The sequence below is a fragment of the Amycolatopsis sp. NPDC003865 genome, from assembly GCF_053605345.1.
Genome location: NZ_JBSGJA010000002.1, coordinates 296,233 through 311,175 on the forward strand (window position 1 = coordinate 296,233; position 14,943 = coordinate 311,175).

A 14,943-nucleotide genomic window follows, 5' to 3' on the forward strand; every position below is an offset into this window, starting at 1 on the left:
GCCCGGGTTGTGCCGGCCCGTGCTGAGGCAGGCCGCGGTGCGGCGGTTGACCGCCCGCAACCGGCTGGCCGCCCTGCGAGCGTTGGCCGGCCTGAGCCGGCCCGCTTGGCTGCCCGCCGTGCGGCGGTGGACCGCCCTGGGGTGTTTGGCGAGGCTGTGTCGGCCCGTTCTGCGGGAGACCGGGGTGCGGTGGTTGGCCGCCGCGGGGCGGTCCGAACTGTGGCTGGCCGCCGTTCGGCAACTGTCCGCCTCCGTGCGGAGGCCGGCCGCCGCGGGAAGGTTGCGCGGGGGCGCCTTGGCGTGGCTGGCCGGGCTGCGGTGGTAGACCTCCTGGTGGCTGCCCGCCCCGCGGCTGTCCGCCCATCTGCTGGCGCGGGTCCTGCGGGTGCGTCCGTGGGGGCTGCCCGCCGGTACCCGGCTGAGCCGGTCCGCCGCCGGGTGGCATTCCCCCTGGTGGAGGCGGTGCGAAACCGCCAGGGGGCGAGGGCTGCGGTGCCGACGGGCCGCTCTGGAAGGTCGCCGGCCCGCCCTCCGCCGCGAACGGCTGGTTCGTGCCGCCGGTGAAACCCGCCGCTCCGACGTTGTCCTGGGGACGTCCGGCCGTCTGGCGGCCCGGTTCCGGCCCGAAACCCGGCGGGGCCATGCCGTAGCCGCCGTTCGGCGTCCCGCCGGAAGACACGTGCGACGGGCCGCTACCCGTCGAAGGCGCCGATCCGCCGATCGGGTGGGAGCCGCCACCAGGCTGCCCCGGAGCCGGAGCCGGAGCCGGAGCCGGAGCCGGAGCCGGAGCCGGAGCCGACGACTGCTGCTGCTGAGGTGCCGGAGCCTCGGCGGGCCTTGCGTCCGGTTGCTGCGCGGGCGCCGGGCTCTCAGCCGCCGCCCGCACCTCCGGCTGCTGCCGCGGGGTCGGACTATCGGCCGCCGCTCGGACCTCGGGTTGCTGCGCGGGCGTCGCACTCTCGGCCGACGCGCGCGCCTCAGCCGGCTGGACGTGGTCGGCACTCGGGCGCAGAGGCTCGGCTGTCTGACGTTCCGGCTCCCGGCTCGGCGCGCTCTCCGCCCGTGGCTCCGGTCCGGATGAAGCCTCGCTCGGCGCCTCCCGCCGAGGTGCTTCCCCGCGCGACACGGGTTCGGACGGAGCCTCACCGCGCGATTCCGGCGACGCCTCGCGCCTTGGCTCCTCACCGCGAGACTCCGGTTCGGACGACGACTCCCGCCGCGACTCGGGTTCGGACGAAGCCTCACCCCGAGATTCCGGCTCCGACGAAGAGTCCCCCGACTCCCCGGCATCCCGCGGAATGTTCGCCTCGTGAACCGAATGCATCTGCTCCTTGGCGCCCCCGACAGCCCCGCCCACAGCCCCACTGGAAGCCCCGGTCAGCAGCTGCTCCGGCGTCAGAGACCCCAAATCCCCGGTGACCGCCGCCTGCCCGACGGTCTGCGCGACCCCCTCGACAGCCCCCCGAGCTCCCGCCCGCAGAGCCGCGTCCGCGACCTGTCCCGCCGCAGAATGCGAGAGCCCCTCGGTAGCCCCTCGCCCGATCGATCCGGAAGCCGCTCCGACCACGCCACCGACCGCGCCGGAAATCGCCGCGTCCGAAGTCTTCGACCAGTCCCAGTCCTTGCGGTCGCCCTTCGCCATCTGCAGGCCCTGGATCCCCGCGTCCATCCCCAGGTTGATGGCCTCGTTCTTGAGGACCTCCATGCCGATCTTCTTGAGGCCCTGCTTGAGCAGCTTCTCCAGCAGCTCCTTCGCGACCTGCTTGAACCCCTGCTGCGCCAGCTTCTCGAGCAGCTGCCGGAACAGCATCTGCACAGTCATCCGGGTCGCGATCTGGGCCGGCGCGATGCCCGCCGTCGAGCCGCCGAACGTCACTGCCGCCGCCGCGATCATCGCCGCGATCTGCGCGGCCAGCACGATCAGCGAAATGATGATCATGTACTTCGTGTATTCGACGTCGAGCGCCGTCTGGTCGCACGAGTCGCCCAGTGCCTTCGCCGCGTCCGCCAGCTGCTTGAAGTACGCCTCGTCGCCCTCGACGAACTTCTTCCACTGCTCCACGAACGCGTCGGCGCCGTTGCCCGTCCAGTTGTCGCGGACGCCCGATGCCGCCTGGTTACCCGTCTCCGAAACCGGGCCGACCGCCGCCGACGCCGCGTGCCACGCGTCGCGCAGGGCCCTCAGCTTGGTCTCGTCGCCCTCCGGCCAGCTCTCGCCGACGACGATCGGCAGCAGCCACTTGACCGCGTCGGGCATCTCCATACCCACGGGTCATTGCCCCTTGCCGAGCTGCGAAGTCACGTCTTCGTCGGCGCCCGACAGCGCCTTCATCGACTTGGCGACGTTCTGCTGCATCCCCCGCAGCCCCTGCACGAGGTTGGTGAACCCTTCGACGGCTCCCTGCGAACCGGGCACGTAGTCCTTCGCGAACTCCTTGCCGGAGTCGTCGCCGCCCCAGCACTCGCCCTGCGCGTCGAGAGCGCCCTGCAGCGTCTTCAGCGCGCTCTCCAGCGCGTCCGCCGCCGTCGTGAAGCCGTTCGACGCGCGCAGGACGGCGTCGGGTTCCGCGGTGAAACCGGAGCCCCCGTCGGGCATCAGTCGCCCCTCGTCATCCAGGACGACGGTGGCTCCTCGTCCTCGTCACGCGGCGGGCGGACGCGCTTCGGGGCCGGCTTGGGGGCGGGCACGGGCGGCGGCACGGCCTCGTTGCGCAGGATCGAGCCGCCTTCTTCGAACGGCGCGGGCTGCGGCGCCGGCTCCTCGACGAACTCGGGGATCTGCGGCACCAGCCCGGCGAGCGACGGTGCGCCATCGACGAGGTCCGCGAGGTCGGGCAGGCCTTCGGTGATCGGCGCCATCAGGTCGGCGATCTTCTGCTTGACCTGCAGGGTTCCCTGGCGCACGACCGTCTGGACGGTGTTCGCGAGCTGCGCCGGCGTCGTGCGTTCGAACGCGTTCGGCGCGATCTCGAGCTTCGCGAGGTTGCCGCCGGCGTCGATCGTGGCGCGGACCAGGCCGTCCGGCGAGCTCACCTGCGCGGTGGTCTGGGCCGCCGCGGACTGGGCGTCCCGCAGCTGTGCCGTCTGCCGCTCGAAGTTCTCCAGAAGGGTGTCCATCTGGTCCTTCATCGCGGCATTGCGTGCTTCGAGCCGTGCACGGTCGTCGCCCGCGGTGGTCACAGGTGCCCCCGGTGTCCCTCGAACCTACTAATGACTTGCCGTCACCCTAATGCCAATGGAGCAACCACCGTGACCGGTTCGGGTGTTTGCGTCAGCGAATCGCCCGGCGCCGCGCCAGCACGTACCCGGCGCCGCCGACCAGGTAGCAGACGGTCGCCGCGATCAGCAGGCCCGGCGAGCGGCCGTCGTCGGGCACGATGAGCGCGGCCAGCGATACCGCCGCCACCTGGGTGATGTTGAACAGCGTGTCGTACAGCGCGAAGACCCGGCCGCGGGCTTCGTCGGCGACGTCGAGCTGGATCGACGAATCGACGCAGAGCTTCAGCACCTGGCCCGCGCCGGTGATGACGAACGACGCCAGCAGCGCCAGCGGCAGCACCATCGGCAGGCCCAGCGCGGACTGCGCGATCGCGGCGAGCAGCAGCGACCCGAGCACCGCGCGCAGCCGCCCGAACCTCCGGATCAGCCGCGCGGTCAGCAGCCCGGCGATCAGGATGCCGGCCCCGGCGAGCGCGGCCATCTGCCCGAGCCCGGGCAGGCCGGCGCGGAACACGCCGTGGTCGGTGAAGTAGTTCCGCATCAGCAGCACGGTGACCAGCAGCGACGCCCCGAACGACGCCCGGTGCGCGAACAGCGCGATGAACCCGGCCGTGACGCTGGGCGCGCGCCAAGCGTGCCGCGCGCCGTCCGCCAACCCGCGCGCGACGGCCAGCACGGGGTTCGGCGGCTCGTCGACCACCGACGGCCCGAGCACGCCCCGCGCGAAGCCACGCGCGATGAGCGCCGACACCAGCGTGCCGAGCACCGCGAACACCGTGGTCTCGGCCGAGCCGACGTCGTTGCTGCCGAACAGCGCGCGGAGGCCGATCGCGCAGCCACCGCCGACGACGGCGATCGCCGAGCCGAGCGTCGTGGCGAAGGCGTTGGCCGTCACGACGCTCTCTTCCTCGACGACGTGCGGCAGCGACGCCGAGAGGCCGGAGCCGATGAAGCGCGTGATCCCTTCCGCGGCCAGTGCCAGCGTGAACAGGCCGAGCCCGCCGATCCCGAAGCCGACGGCGGCCGCCGCGGCGACGATCGCCAGCCCGCGCAGGAGGTTCGCGAAGATCAGCACGCGACGCCGGTCCCAGCGGTCCAGCAGGGCTCCGGCGAAGGGGCCGACGACGGAGTACGGCAGCAGCAGCGCGGCGAACCCGCCCGCGATGGCCAGCGGGTCGGCGGCGCGCTCGGGGTTGAACAGGACGGCTCCGGCGAGGCCGGCGCGGAAGACGCCGTCACCCCAGCTGGCGGCGAAGCGCGTGAAGAGCAGCCGGCGGAAGTCGGGGTCCTTGAGCAGTTCCCGAGGGCCTCTTCGTGCTGTCGGCGTCTGGGAGCTGATCGTCACGAAGCCAGAGTAATGGGTGGCCGACGCACTAAGGTCGCCTCTCGGCGGCTATGCGCAGTGTGGCTCCAGCCGGACGGTATTCCACAAAGGCGGTTCTTCAGTGAGCCCGGGGGACACGGAGTGCGCCGACCACATGTTTCAAACGAGGCTCGTGGGGCGATTGTTCCCGAGCCGAAGTAATTCGCCGGGCCAGAGGTGAGATCATGGGTCGCGTGCCAGCGGACTCCGAGGTTGAGCCGGGAACGCTCCTGGTCGCCGCCCCCAGGATGGTCGACCCCAACTTCAAGCGGACCGTGGTGTTCGTCATCGATCACCGGGACGAAGGCACGCTCGGCGTCGTCCTGAACCGGCCGAGCGACGTCGCCGTGCACGACGTCCTGCCGAACTGGGGCGGGCACGTCGCCGAACCGCAGGCGGTGTTCGTCGGGGGTCCGGTCGAGAAGAAGACGGCGCTGTGCCTGGCCGCGCTGCGCACCGGTGAGACGGCGGCGAGCGTCCCGGGCGTGATCGCGGTCCGCGGCCCGGTCGCGCTGGTCGACCTGGACACCGATCCCGAGGTGCTGGTGCCGAAGGTCCGCGGCGTCCGCGTCTTCGCCGGCTACGCGGGCTGGGACTCCGGTCAGCTGGCCGGCGAGATCGAGCGTGAGGACTGGGTCATCGTGCCCGCGCTGCCGAGCGACATCCTGGCCTCGCCCAGCGGCGACCTGTGGAGCCAGGTGCTGCGCCGCCAGGGCATCCCGCTCGCGCTACTGGCCACCCACCCGGGCGACCTCCAGCGGAATTAGGCGTCTTCCTTCTTGAGGACGCCGCAGCCGCCTGCGCCGCACGCGCAGCCGCTGCACCCGGCGGGCGCCGCGGGAGCCGGGGCGGGCACAGTCAGCGCGGCGCGGTTGCCGAGCACGCCACCGCCCATGACCAGCACGAACATCGCGAGGACGCCCGCCAGCGCGGCGGACACCAGCAGCCCGGTCGTCGGCATCGCCAGGCCGGCCAGCCCGGTGAGCACGGCGATCGCGCCCCCGGCCATGGTCGGCAGGCCCGCGACGCGGTTGGCCAGCTTGAACGCCTCTTCACTGCGCAACGCCGCTTGCGTGCGCACCCCGGTGCCGCCCTCGCGCGTCAAGCGCTCGCGGAACCCGAGGAACCCACCAAAACCGACGAGCAGACCCAGCACGACCGGAACCAGCGCGATAGCGAACACGGGTCAAGGATAAGCGTGACGTCCCGGCAACCTGCCGGATACCCTGATCGACTGTGCTACAGGCCATGTCACCGCGTGTACTGCCCACCGTCTTGACCGCTGCCCTGATCGGGGGAATCCTCGCCGCGACACCGGCGAGCGCCACCGAGCGTCACCAGCGACCCGTCCGGCTGCTCGGCGAACAGATCGTCCCGAACTCCCTGCAGTTCCAGGGCACGACGGTCGGCGGCCTGTCCAGCATCGACTACGACCCGCGGACCGGCGGTTACGCGCTGATCTGCGACGACCGGTCGGCGATCAACCCCGCCCGCTTCTACACGGCGACCTTCCCGGTGTCCGCGAACGGCGTCGGCCCGGTCACGCTCACGGGCACGAAGCCGCTCCTGCGTCCCGACGGCACGCCGTACCCGCCGCTCGCGCAGAACGACCCCACGCTGCCGCAGAATGAGCAGACGATCGACCCCGAAGAGCTGCGCGTCGACCCGTGGACCGGCGATTACTACTGGTCACAGGAGGGCGAGCGGACCGCGACGACGTTGATCGACCCGTCGATCCGCGAGGCGCGCCGCGACGGCAAATACGTCCGCGACCTGCCGATCCCCGCGAACGAGAAGATGACGCCGACAGCAGGCCCGCGGCAGAACCTCGTGCTCGAGGGCATCACCTTCACCGGCTTCGGCTCGCTGATGGCCAGCGAGGTCGAGGGCCCGCTGCTGCAGGACGGTCCGGAGGCGACCACGACGTCCGGCGCCCTTTCGCGGATCACCCTGCAGTCCCGGTTCGGGCCGGTCCTGGCCCAGTACGCGTACCCGCAGGAGCCCCTGTTCGCCGCGCCGGTGCCGTCGACGGCGTTCGCCACCACCGGCGTGTCGTCGATGCTGGCCGTCGACCAAGCCGACCCGACGAAGTTCCTCATGATGGAGCGCTCGTTCAGCACCGGCGTCGGCAACAAGGTGCGCGTCTACGAGATCGACACGAAGGGCGCGACGAACGTCCTGAACGTCAAGTCGCTGGCCGACGCCAAGAACGTGAAGCCGGTGAAGAAGCGGTTCCTCTTCGACGCCGCCGACCTCGGCCTGTCCACAGTAGACAACCTCGAGGGCATGACGTGGGGCCCGAAGCTGCCGGACGGCGAGCGCAGCTTGATCTTGGTCAGCGACAACAACTTCTCCGCGACCCAGGTCACCCAGTTCGTCGCACTGGCGGTCCCCTCCGAACGGCTTTGACCAGCAAGTTACGATGAAGGTATGAACACGGCTCGGCTGCTCCTTAGCCTGCCGCGCTGACCGGGCCCGGCCCGGCCGGCGCGGCGACCCCTCATGCCCTGGTGGCTGAGGGGTCGAGTTGTTTCTGGAGTAGCTCGAAACGAAGGATGACGGCGATGACCGAGACGACAGGGACGCCCACCGACGTCCCGGCGCACCGCTACACGGCCGCGCTGGCGGGCCAGATCGAGCAGCGCTGGCAGGACCACTGGGCCGACCACGGCACCTTCCACGCGCCCAACCCCGTCGGGCCGCTCGCCGTCGAGGGGCAGCCGGTGCCCAGCGACAAGCTGTTCGTCCAGGACATGTTCCCGTACCCGTCGGGCTCCGGCCTGCACGTCGGGCACCCCCTGGGCTTCATCAGCACCGACGTCTTCGCCCGGTACCACCGGATGATCGGGCGCAACGTGCTGCACACGATGGGCTTCGACGCCTTCGGCCTGCCGGCCGAGCAGTACGCGGTCCAGACCGGGCAGCACCCGCGCAAGACGACCGAGGAGAACATCCGGACCTACCTGCGCCAGATCCGGCGCCTGGGCCTGGGCCACGACGAGCGTCGTCGCATCTCCACGATCGACCCCGAGTACTACCGCTGGACGCAGTGGATCTTCCTGCAGATCTTCAACAGCTGGTACGACACCGAGGCGGGCAAGGCGCGCCCGATCGCCGAGCTGGAGGCCGCGTTCGCGGACGGCTCCCGGCCGACGCCGGACGGCCGTGACTGGGCGTCGCTGAGCGCGTCCGAGCGGAAGAAGGTGATCGACGACCACCGGCTGGTGTACATCTCCGAAGCGCCGGTCAACTGGTGCCCGGGCCTGGGCACGGTGCTGTCGAACGAAGAGGTCACCGCCGACGGCCGCAGCGAGCGCGGCAACTTCCCCGTCTTCCGCCGCAACCTGCGGCAGTGGATGATGCGGATCACCGCCTACGCCGACCGCCTGGTCGACGACCTGGACCTGCTGGACTGGCCGGAGAAGGTCAAGTCCATGCAGCGGAACTGGATCGGCCGCTCGCACGGCGCCCGCGTCACCTTCAAGGCCGGCGACGACGCGATCGAGGTCTTCACGACCCGGCCGGACACCCTGTTCGGTGCCACCTACATGGTGCTGGCGCCGGAGCACCCGCTGGTCGACAAGCTGGTCACGGCGGAGTGGCCGGCGGACGTCGATTCTCGCTGGACCGGCGGGGCGGCGACGCCCGCCGACGCCATCAAGGAGTACCGCGTCGCCGCGTCGCGGAAGTCCGAGCTGGACCGGCAGGAGAACAAGGAGAAGACCGGCGTCTTCACCGGCGCGTACGCGACGAACCCGGTCAACGACAAGCAGATCCCGATCTTCGTCGCCGACTACGTGCTGATGGGCTACGGCACCGGCGCGATCATGGCCGTGCCCGGCCAGGACGTCCGCGACTGGGAGTTCGCCGAGAAGTTCGGCCTGGACATCATCCGGACCGTCCAGCCCTCGGATGGCTTCGACGGCAAGGCGTTCACCGGCGACGGGCCGGCCATCAACTCGGGCTTCCTGGACGGCATGGACGTCGCCGAAGCCAAGAAGACGATCATCGACTGGCTGTCGGAGAAGGGCGCCGGCACCGGGACCGTGCAGTACAAGCTGCGCGACTGGCTGTTCTCGCGCCAGCGCTACTGGGGCGAGCCGTTCCCGGTGGTCTACGACGAGGCCGGGGAAGTTCACGCCGTCCCCGAGTCGATGCTGCCGATCGAGCTGCCCGAGGTCGCCGACTACTCGCCGGTGACGTTCGACCCGGAGGACCGCGACTCGACGCCGTCGTCGCCGCTGGCGCGCGCGACGGACTGGGTCGAGGTCGAGCTGGACCTGGGCGACGGGCCGAAGAAGTACCGCCGCGACATCAACACGATGCCGAACTGGGCGGGTTCGTGCTGGTACCAGCTGCGTTACGTCGACCCGACGAACACCGAGACGTTCTGCGCGCCGGAGAACGAGCAGTACTGGATGGGCCCGCGGCCCGGCGAGTACGGCGCGGACGACACCGGCGGCGTCGACCTGTACGTCGGCGGCGTCGAGCATGCAGTTCTGCACCTGCTGTACTCGCGGTTCTGGCACAAGGTGCTGTTCGACCTGGGGTACGTGACGTCCAAGGAGCCGTACCGGAAGCTGTTCAACCAGGGCTACATCGAGGCGTACGCGTACACGGACGCCCGCGGCGTCTACGTCCCGGCCGAGCAGGTCGAGGAGCGCGACGGGAAGTACTTCTTCGACGGCGAAGAGGTCACCCAGGAGTACGGCAAGATGGGCAAGAGCCTGAAGAACGTCGTCACGCCGGACGAGATGGCCGAGAACTACGGCGCCGACACGTTCCGGTTCTACGAGATGGCGATGGGCCCCCTGGCCATGTCGCGCCCGTGGGCGACGAAGGACGTCGTCGGCGCGCACCGGTTCCTGCAGCGGCTGTGGCGCCTGGTCGTCGACGAGACGACCGGCGAGCTGCGGGTGTCCAATGAGGACGCTTCCGAAGCGGACCGTAAGGTGCTGCACAAGACCATCGCGGGTGTCCGCGAGGACTACGCGGAGATGCGGTTCAACACGGCGGGCGCGAAGCTGATCGAGCTGAACAACCACGTCACGAAGGTGTACGGCGCGGCCGCGTCGACGCCGCGCGAGCTGGCCGAGCCGCTGGTGCTGATGCTGGCGCCGCTGGCCCCGCACATGGCCGAGGAGTTGTGGCACCGGCTGGGGCACGCGGACTCGCTGGTGCAGGGCCCGTTCCCGGTGGTGGACGAGAAGTACCTGGTCGAGGACTCGGTCGAGTACCCGATCCAGGTCAACGGCAAGGTCCGCTCCCGGGTGACGGTGCCGGCTTCGGCATCGCAGGACGAGGTCCAGGCGGCGGCGCTGGCGGACGAGAAGGTCGCGGCGATGGTCGGCGACGGCTCGCCGCGCAAGGTGATCGTGGTGCCGGGGCGGCTGGTCAACATCGTCCTGTAGCGCGCTGTCGGAAAGCCGCCGGTGTTCGGTGGTCATCCCCGATTTGATTGAGCAGTCAACGAAAACGGCTCGATCAAAGGAGAACCGGGGATGACCCTCGACGGCAAGGTGGCGCTGGTGACGGGCGGCAGCCGTGGCATCGGCGCGGCCACGGCACTGCGGCTCGCCGAGGACGGCGCGGACGTCGCGCTGACCTACGTGCACAACGGCGCACGGGCGGCCGAGGTGGTCGAGCAGATCAAGAACCTCGGCCGTCGCGCGCTGGCGATCCAGGCGGACTCGGCGGACGCCGCCGCGGTTTCGGCGGCCGTTTCGGCCGCGGTGGCGGAATTCGGCCGGCTGGACGTACTGGTCAACAACGCGGGCGTCGGCTTCGTGGGCGCGTTCGGCGAGACGTCGCTGGAAGACGTCGACCGCGTGCTGGCGGTGAACGTCCGCGGCGTGTTCGCGGCGACGCAGGCCGCGGCCGGCGTCCTGGCCGACGGCGGCCGCGTGATCACGATCGGCAGCTGCGTCACCGACCGCGTGCCCGGCCCGGGCATGGCGCTGTACGCGACGAGCAAAGCGGCGATGGTGGGCCTGACCAAGGCGCTGGCACGGGAACTGGGGCAGCGCGGCATCACGGTCAACCTGGTCCACCCGGGCCCGACGGACACGGACATGAACCCGGCCGACGGGCCGTACGCGGCGGACCAGGCCGCGATGACGGCGTTCGACCGCTACGGGAAGCCGTCCGAGGTGGCTGCCGCCGTCTCCTACCTGGCCTCACCCGGCGCCGTGTACGTGACGGCGGCGGTGCTGTCGGTGGACGGCGGCCACGCGGCCTAGCCGGAGTAGAGCCCGATCTCCCGGGCGAGGTCGATGAGCATCGCCTCGAACAGGACGTCCGGCTTCGACATGGGGATCGGGTAGTTGCCGAAGACCTCGAGCGTGACGTGCCCGTAGAGCCGGGCCCAGAACTGGATCATCAGGTACGTCACGCCGAGGTCGATCTTCTCCACCGGCACGCCCTGGTCGGACTCGACGAGCACGGTGACCAGCGATTCCTGGAACGTCTTGAGGTCGTCCCGCAGCTCGTCGGGCACCCCGCTGGCCGACGGGAGAACGATGTCGTGCCGCGCGAGCACCCGCCCCGCGGCGGCCAGGAAGATTCGCCCGAACGGCTCGTCGACCCGGCTCAGCGCACTCCCGGCGGTCGAGCCCACGCCCCCGGTCGGCGAGGCGAAGACGAGGGTGAATTCCTTCGTGTGGGTGAGCGCCCACCGCCGGAAGCCCTTGCAGATGGCGAACAGCTGCAGCATGCCGTCATCGGGCAGCTCGGCGATCTCTTCGGCGAGGTCGTCGGCCAGATCGGCGCAGACGTCCAGCCGCAGGTTCTCGACGAGGTCGTCCCGCGACTCGTAGTACCGGTAGAGCGCGGGCGCGGTGATCCCCAGCTCCCGCGCGATGGCGCGCAGGGTAACCGCCTCCGGCCCCTGCTCGACGAGCAGCTTCCGGGCGGTCCGCCGGATGTCCTGTTCGGTAGCCGCACGCGCGCGACCCCTCCGAGTGGGGTGGCTCATCCGAACAGTCTAGGTGCTTACTACGACAAGTCTTGCATTAACGCGATCTCGGCCGTAACGAAAAGGTGCAGCTCAGGCGCGCGCCTTGAGGTTGGTCAGCACCGTGTCGGCGACTCCGCGCCCGAGCTGGCAGGCATCCTTCCCCGAGTCGCTGCCCAGCACCAAGGAGACCGAATAGGCCAAGTCGTCCGCGATACCGACGACGATCACACAGCTACGTTGACCGCTGGCCCCCACGTCGACGTAGCCGACGGCCGGATAGCCCTGGACGGGAGCCAGGTCGTCGACCCACCGGGTGGCCTTCGGCTTTTCGATCTTGTAGGTGAGACTGAGTCCTTGCCCGGTCTTCGTCTCGTAAGCGACCAGAATTCCGGCGCCGCTCCCGGAAGAGCTGGCCCAGTCGCACATGGGGCCCAGCTCCGAATCCTTGGGTTTCGCCGCACCGGGCTGTCCGAGGTAGTCCGTCAGCTGCTGGTCGGTCAGCGCCGAATCACAGGGACTTCCCTCCAGAACCTTCGAGGGCAGCGGGTTGTCCACCTTGGGTGCTCCGCTGTTCGGCAGTTCCGCACTGCTCGACGGAGCCGGAGTGGCGGTACCAGGTGTCTGGCGATCGCCCGTGCACGAAGCCAGCACCGCCATCCCCGCGATCGCGGCAGCCGTGGTGGCGAAAGTCCGTCGGATCATTCGAGCGACCCCTTGATCTTCTTGGTCGAATCAGCGGCCTGCTGGTCTGCCGCTTCCGTGATGCCGAGCGCTTGCCTCATCCGGCGAGTCAGCTCTGTGTAGTAGTCGAGTTGATACTGCAGATGGCCTTGGTAGTACCGACCGGACTCATTGATGCCGTTCGGGCCATCCACCGCAGCTTGGCTGACCGGCTCTTCCGCCGGCGGTTTGGCCCGGCTCAAGATGTCGGCCTCACGGATCTGCTCACTGACGGTGTTGAGCTGAGCCTCGGCCTTCCGGAGCATCGCCCGCATCTCGTCCGAGCTCATCGCGAACCCCTGCCCACCAGCAGGCCCACCCGCTGCCCCGCTCGGCAGGTCGGTCGCCCAGAAGCCGATCCCGCTGAAGAAGTCCGTCATCGCCCTCCCCCTAGCCCGTTCAGGGTCGCGTACAGCGCGTCCGTCAGCGCACCCCGGGTCCCCGGCTGGAAGCTGACCATCCGCTCGCGCCCCGGGTACACGTACGTCAGCACCCGTCCGGTGCCAGCGACGTCCACCGCCGTGATCGGCGCGCTGCGAGAACCCCGGTTGACGGCGTAGCACTGGTGCAATCCCGTGCGCCGGGCCGCCATCAGCCGGCGGGCCCACGGCAGCGGGTCCCGCCCCCGGTCGACGGTCGGATCGTCGAGGTCGTAGGACTCCTCCACCGCCCGGCCCGAGAACCGCGCCTCCGGGATCGACACCGCCGAAATCCGCGCCGGCGGCACCGGCGGCAGCACGTCCACCAGCGACTCCGCCAGCCGCGACGGCTCCACGACGTCGATCCGGACCGTGTCGTCCTTCCGGATCAGCCGGAGCGTGTCCGGCCCGGACGCGGACACGAGCACCGCGCCCGACTCGCCCGCCTCGATGTCGCCCAGCCACGCCGTGAACTGGTGGGCGCCCTTCGCCAGGACGCGCAGGACGTCGCGGAACTCCCGCGTCAACGTGCCGCCCGCCGCGAGGCGCAGCGAGGCCAGGACGTCGAGGACCTGCGCCTCGAGCCGCTTGCGGGTCTCGTCGCCGAGCCAGAGGTTGTCGGCGCCGAGGACCGCGGGTGGTGCGCCGTGCCGTTCCCACTCCCACGCGGTGAGCAGGGCCGCCTTGGGCAGGAAGATCACAGCCCGATCACCGGGGGCACCGTCCGCTCGTCGGAGCCGCCGAAGATGCTCTCCGGATCCGCCTCCACCAGGTACGACGCGCGCTGGTGCTCCGCGTCCTCCTCGCCCTTTCCGCCCTTGGCGCCGTGGCCCATGCCGCCCATCCCCGGCGAGCCCGGCTTGCCCGCCGCGCCGCCGCGCATTCCGCCCGCCGCGCCGGGACGTCCTTCGCCCGGGGCGCCGGCTCCCGTCGCCGCGCCCGGGCCGCGGGCACCCGCGCCGGTGCCACTGCCGGGGCCGCCGCTCGCGCCGGATGACGAACCCGGCCCGAAGCCGCCGCCACCCGGGCCGAAACCGGGCCCGAAGCCGGGACCGGACCCACCACCAGGACCCGAGCCGGGGCCGAAACCCGGCCCCGGCGGCTGGTAGCCCGGCGGGAACTGGGTCGACGGCGGCACGTAGCTCTGCGCGCGAACGCTGTCGTCCACGCCGGGTGTGTGCGACCCCGGCGGCGTGACCTGCCCTGGCGGCGTGACCTGCCCCGGAGGCGGCGGCTGCACGACCGGCGGGTGGACCGCCGGTGGCGGCTGCACCTGGGCGCCGATCGAGCGGTCGTCGTCGCCACCGGTCGACGTCCGCTTCCGGGGTGGCGGCTCGACGGGCTTCTTCGGGTCCTGCACCGTGAAGTCGCCGCCGTCGTACTCGCCGAGCTGGCCGTAGTCGATCGTCCGGGCCGCGGTGTTCGAGCTGGACTGCCGCGAGTACGCGGTGTACCGCTCGACGTTCTCCTGGGCCTTCTGGTTGTACTGGTTGATCTTGTCTTCGGTGTCGGTGTCCCACGGCGTCGCGACGTCCCAGGCGCTGCGCGTCGGCGGCTGGTCGGTGACGTCCGGGTGCAGCGAGTTCTTCATCTGGTGGAACTGGTCGATCTGCGTCTGGGCCAGCGTGGAGTTGCGGTCCAGCGTCGTCGACGCCGAAGTCGCCGACGCCGTCAACGGCTGGAGCCGCGCCCGTGCCGCGTCCGAAGCACCGCCCGTCCACGCGGATTCGAGACCCGAAGTCAGCTCGCGCGTGCCCTGCTCGAGCCGGCGCTGGTAAGCCGACTGGTCGACGCCCGCCTGGTGCACCTGCTGCAGCGACTCGGTACCGGGACCGGTCATCACGGCTTGGACCAGCTGACCGGGTGACAGCCCGGAAGCCTGCGGGTTCACCGCCCCCGTGCCGGTCTGCGAGCCGACGTAGGCCCCCGCCACCGCGCCGGGTATCCCGCCCGCGAGCAGGCCGACGCCCGCACCGGTCAAGACGTTGCCGAGCCGCTCACCACCCGACTGGACGGCGTGCGCGATCTCCGACCCGACGTGCTTGGCAGCGTCGAGCATGTCGCCGAACAACCCCACCGAACCGCGCTCCCCTCGCGTTCGATCTCCCCTCTTGCGTCACGGACAATACCCCACCGGTTACCGGCCGTGTGAGTAATGGACCAGGTCAGGCGATCGCACCTGCCACCGCGCCAATGGCCCGCAGCAGTTACATGCACACGACGGCCATGCCGAGCGCGACGAAGAAGTGCACCCGTATGTCCCGATC

Annotated in this window: 13 protein-coding genes and 1 pseudogene; 4 read left to right on the forward strand and 10 right to left on the reverse strand. The window is 70.8% G+C overall.

Features of this window, described 5'->3' with window-relative positions:
* Nucleotides 1-1,879 precede the first annotated feature (1,879 nt).
* The 4 genes and pseudogenes from ACWEVP_RS06290 to ACWEVP_RS06305 all read right to left on the reverse strand — a co-directional run.
* Nucleotides 1,880-2,263: pseudogene (locus tag ACWEVP_RS06290) on the reverse strand (WXG100 family type VII secretion target); the annotation flags it as partial.
* A gap of 9 nt (nucleotides 2,264-2,272) precedes the next feature.
* Nucleotides 2,273-2,596, reverse strand: a complete 324-nt coding sequence (locus ACWEVP_RS06295) for a WXG100 family type VII secretion target (protein ID WP_436383964.1) — start codon at nucleotides 2,594-2,596, stop codon at nucleotides 2,273-2,275.
* On the reverse strand, nucleotides 2,596-3,129 hold the full coding sequence (locus tag ACWEVP_RS06300; protein WP_452061563.1) for a YbaB/EbfC family nucleoid-associated protein: 534 nt from the start codon (nucleotides 3,127-3,129) through the stop codon (nucleotides 2,596-2,598). Before ACWEVP_RS06300 ends, ACWEVP_RS06295 begins: the two co-directional genes overlap by 1 nt.
* A gap of 142 nt (nucleotides 3,130-3,271) precedes the next feature.
* The gene (locus tag ACWEVP_RS06305; RefSeq protein ID WP_452061564.1) at nucleotides 3,272-4,564 is read right to left on the reverse strand and encodes an MFS transporter; all 1,293 of its coding nucleotides are present in this window, start codon (nucleotides 4,562-4,564) and stop codon (nucleotides 3,272-3,274) included.
* A 203-nt stretch (nucleotides 4,565-4,767) separates the two neighbouring features.
* Here ACWEVP_RS06305 and ACWEVP_RS06310 point away from each other — a divergent pair, with 203 nt between their 5' ends.
* Complete coding sequence (locus ACWEVP_RS06310) at nucleotides 4,768-5,349, forward strand: YqgE/AlgH family protein (protein WP_452061565.1); 582 nt, start codon at nucleotides 4,768-4,770, stop codon at nucleotides 5,347-5,349.
* On the opposite strand, the gene ACWEVP_RS06315 is transcribed toward ACWEVP_RS06310, so the two are convergent.
* Nucleotides 5,346-5,765, reverse strand: coding sequence for an SdpI family protein (locus ACWEVP_RS06315; RefSeq protein WP_452061566.1), 420 nt, complete (start codon nucleotides 5,763-5,765; stop codon nucleotides 5,346-5,348). The two genes, ACWEVP_RS06310 and ACWEVP_RS06315, sit on opposite strands and share 4 nt — an antisense overlap.
* Before the next feature lie 65 nt (nucleotides 5,766-5,830).
* On the opposite strand from ACWEVP_RS06315, the gene ACWEVP_RS06320 reads away from it, so the two are divergent.
* The 3 genes from ACWEVP_RS06320 to ACWEVP_RS06330 all read left to right on the forward strand — a co-directional run bounded on the left by ACWEVP_RS06320 (nucleotide 5,831) and on the right by ACWEVP_RS06330 (nucleotide 10,821).
* Nucleotides 5,831-6,991 (forward strand): esterase-like activity of phytase family protein, encoded by a 1,161-nt coding sequence (locus ACWEVP_RS06320; protein ID WP_452061567.1) that lies wholly within the window; start codon nucleotides 5,831-5,833, stop codon nucleotides 6,989-6,991.
* Between the two features lie 155 nt (nucleotides 6,992-7,146).
* Nucleotides 7,147-9,993, forward strand: coding sequence for a leucine--tRNA ligase (leuS, locus tag ACWEVP_RS06325; RefSeq protein ID WP_452061568.1), 2,847 nt, complete (start codon nucleotides 7,147-7,149; stop codon nucleotides 9,991-9,993).
* 90 nt (nucleotides 9,994-10,083) lie between these two features.
* Nucleotides 10,084-10,821 (forward strand): SDR family oxidoreductase, encoded by a 738-nt coding sequence (locus ACWEVP_RS06330; RefSeq protein ID WP_452061569.1) that lies wholly within the window; start codon nucleotides 10,084-10,086, stop codon nucleotides 10,819-10,821.
* Here ACWEVP_RS06330 and ACWEVP_RS06335 read toward each other — a convergent pair.
* From ACWEVP_RS06335 to ACWEVP_RS06355, 5 genes are all read right to left on the reverse strand, one after another.
* Complete coding sequence (locus ACWEVP_RS06335) at nucleotides 10,818-11,555, reverse strand: TetR/AcrR family transcriptional regulator (protein ID WP_370969741.1); 738 nt, start codon at nucleotides 11,553-11,555, stop codon at nucleotides 10,818-10,820. The genes ACWEVP_RS06330 and ACWEVP_RS06335 overlap by 4 nt on opposite strands.
* Nucleotides 11,556-11,627: 72 nt before the next feature.
* Nucleotides 11,628-12,239 carry a DUF3558 domain-containing protein gene (locus ACWEVP_RS06340; protein ID WP_452061570.1) on the reverse strand — a complete coding sequence of 204 codons (612 nt, stop codon included), beginning with the start codon at nucleotides 12,237-12,239 and terminating at the stop codon, nucleotides 11,628-11,630.
* Nucleotides 12,236-12,637, reverse strand: coding sequence for a hypothetical protein (locus ACWEVP_RS06345; protein WP_452061571.1), 402 nt, complete (start codon nucleotides 12,635-12,637; stop codon nucleotides 12,236-12,238). The genes ACWEVP_RS06340 and ACWEVP_RS06345 overlap by 4 nt, the downstream gene beginning before the upstream one ends.
* Nucleotides 12,634-13,377, reverse strand: a complete 744-nt coding sequence (locus tag ACWEVP_RS06350; RefSeq protein ID WP_452061572.1) for an ESX secretion-associated protein EspG — start codon at nucleotides 13,375-13,377, stop codon at nucleotides 12,634-12,636. The genes ACWEVP_RS06345 and ACWEVP_RS06350 overlap by 4 nt, the downstream gene beginning before the upstream one ends.
* Nucleotides 13,374-14,753, reverse strand: a complete 1,380-nt coding sequence (locus tag ACWEVP_RS06355) for a hypothetical protein (protein WP_452061573.1) — start codon at nucleotides 14,751-14,753, stop codon at nucleotides 13,374-13,376. Before ACWEVP_RS06355 ends, ACWEVP_RS06350 begins: the two co-directional genes overlap by 4 nt.
* Nucleotides 14,754-14,943: the final 190 nt, after the last annotated feature.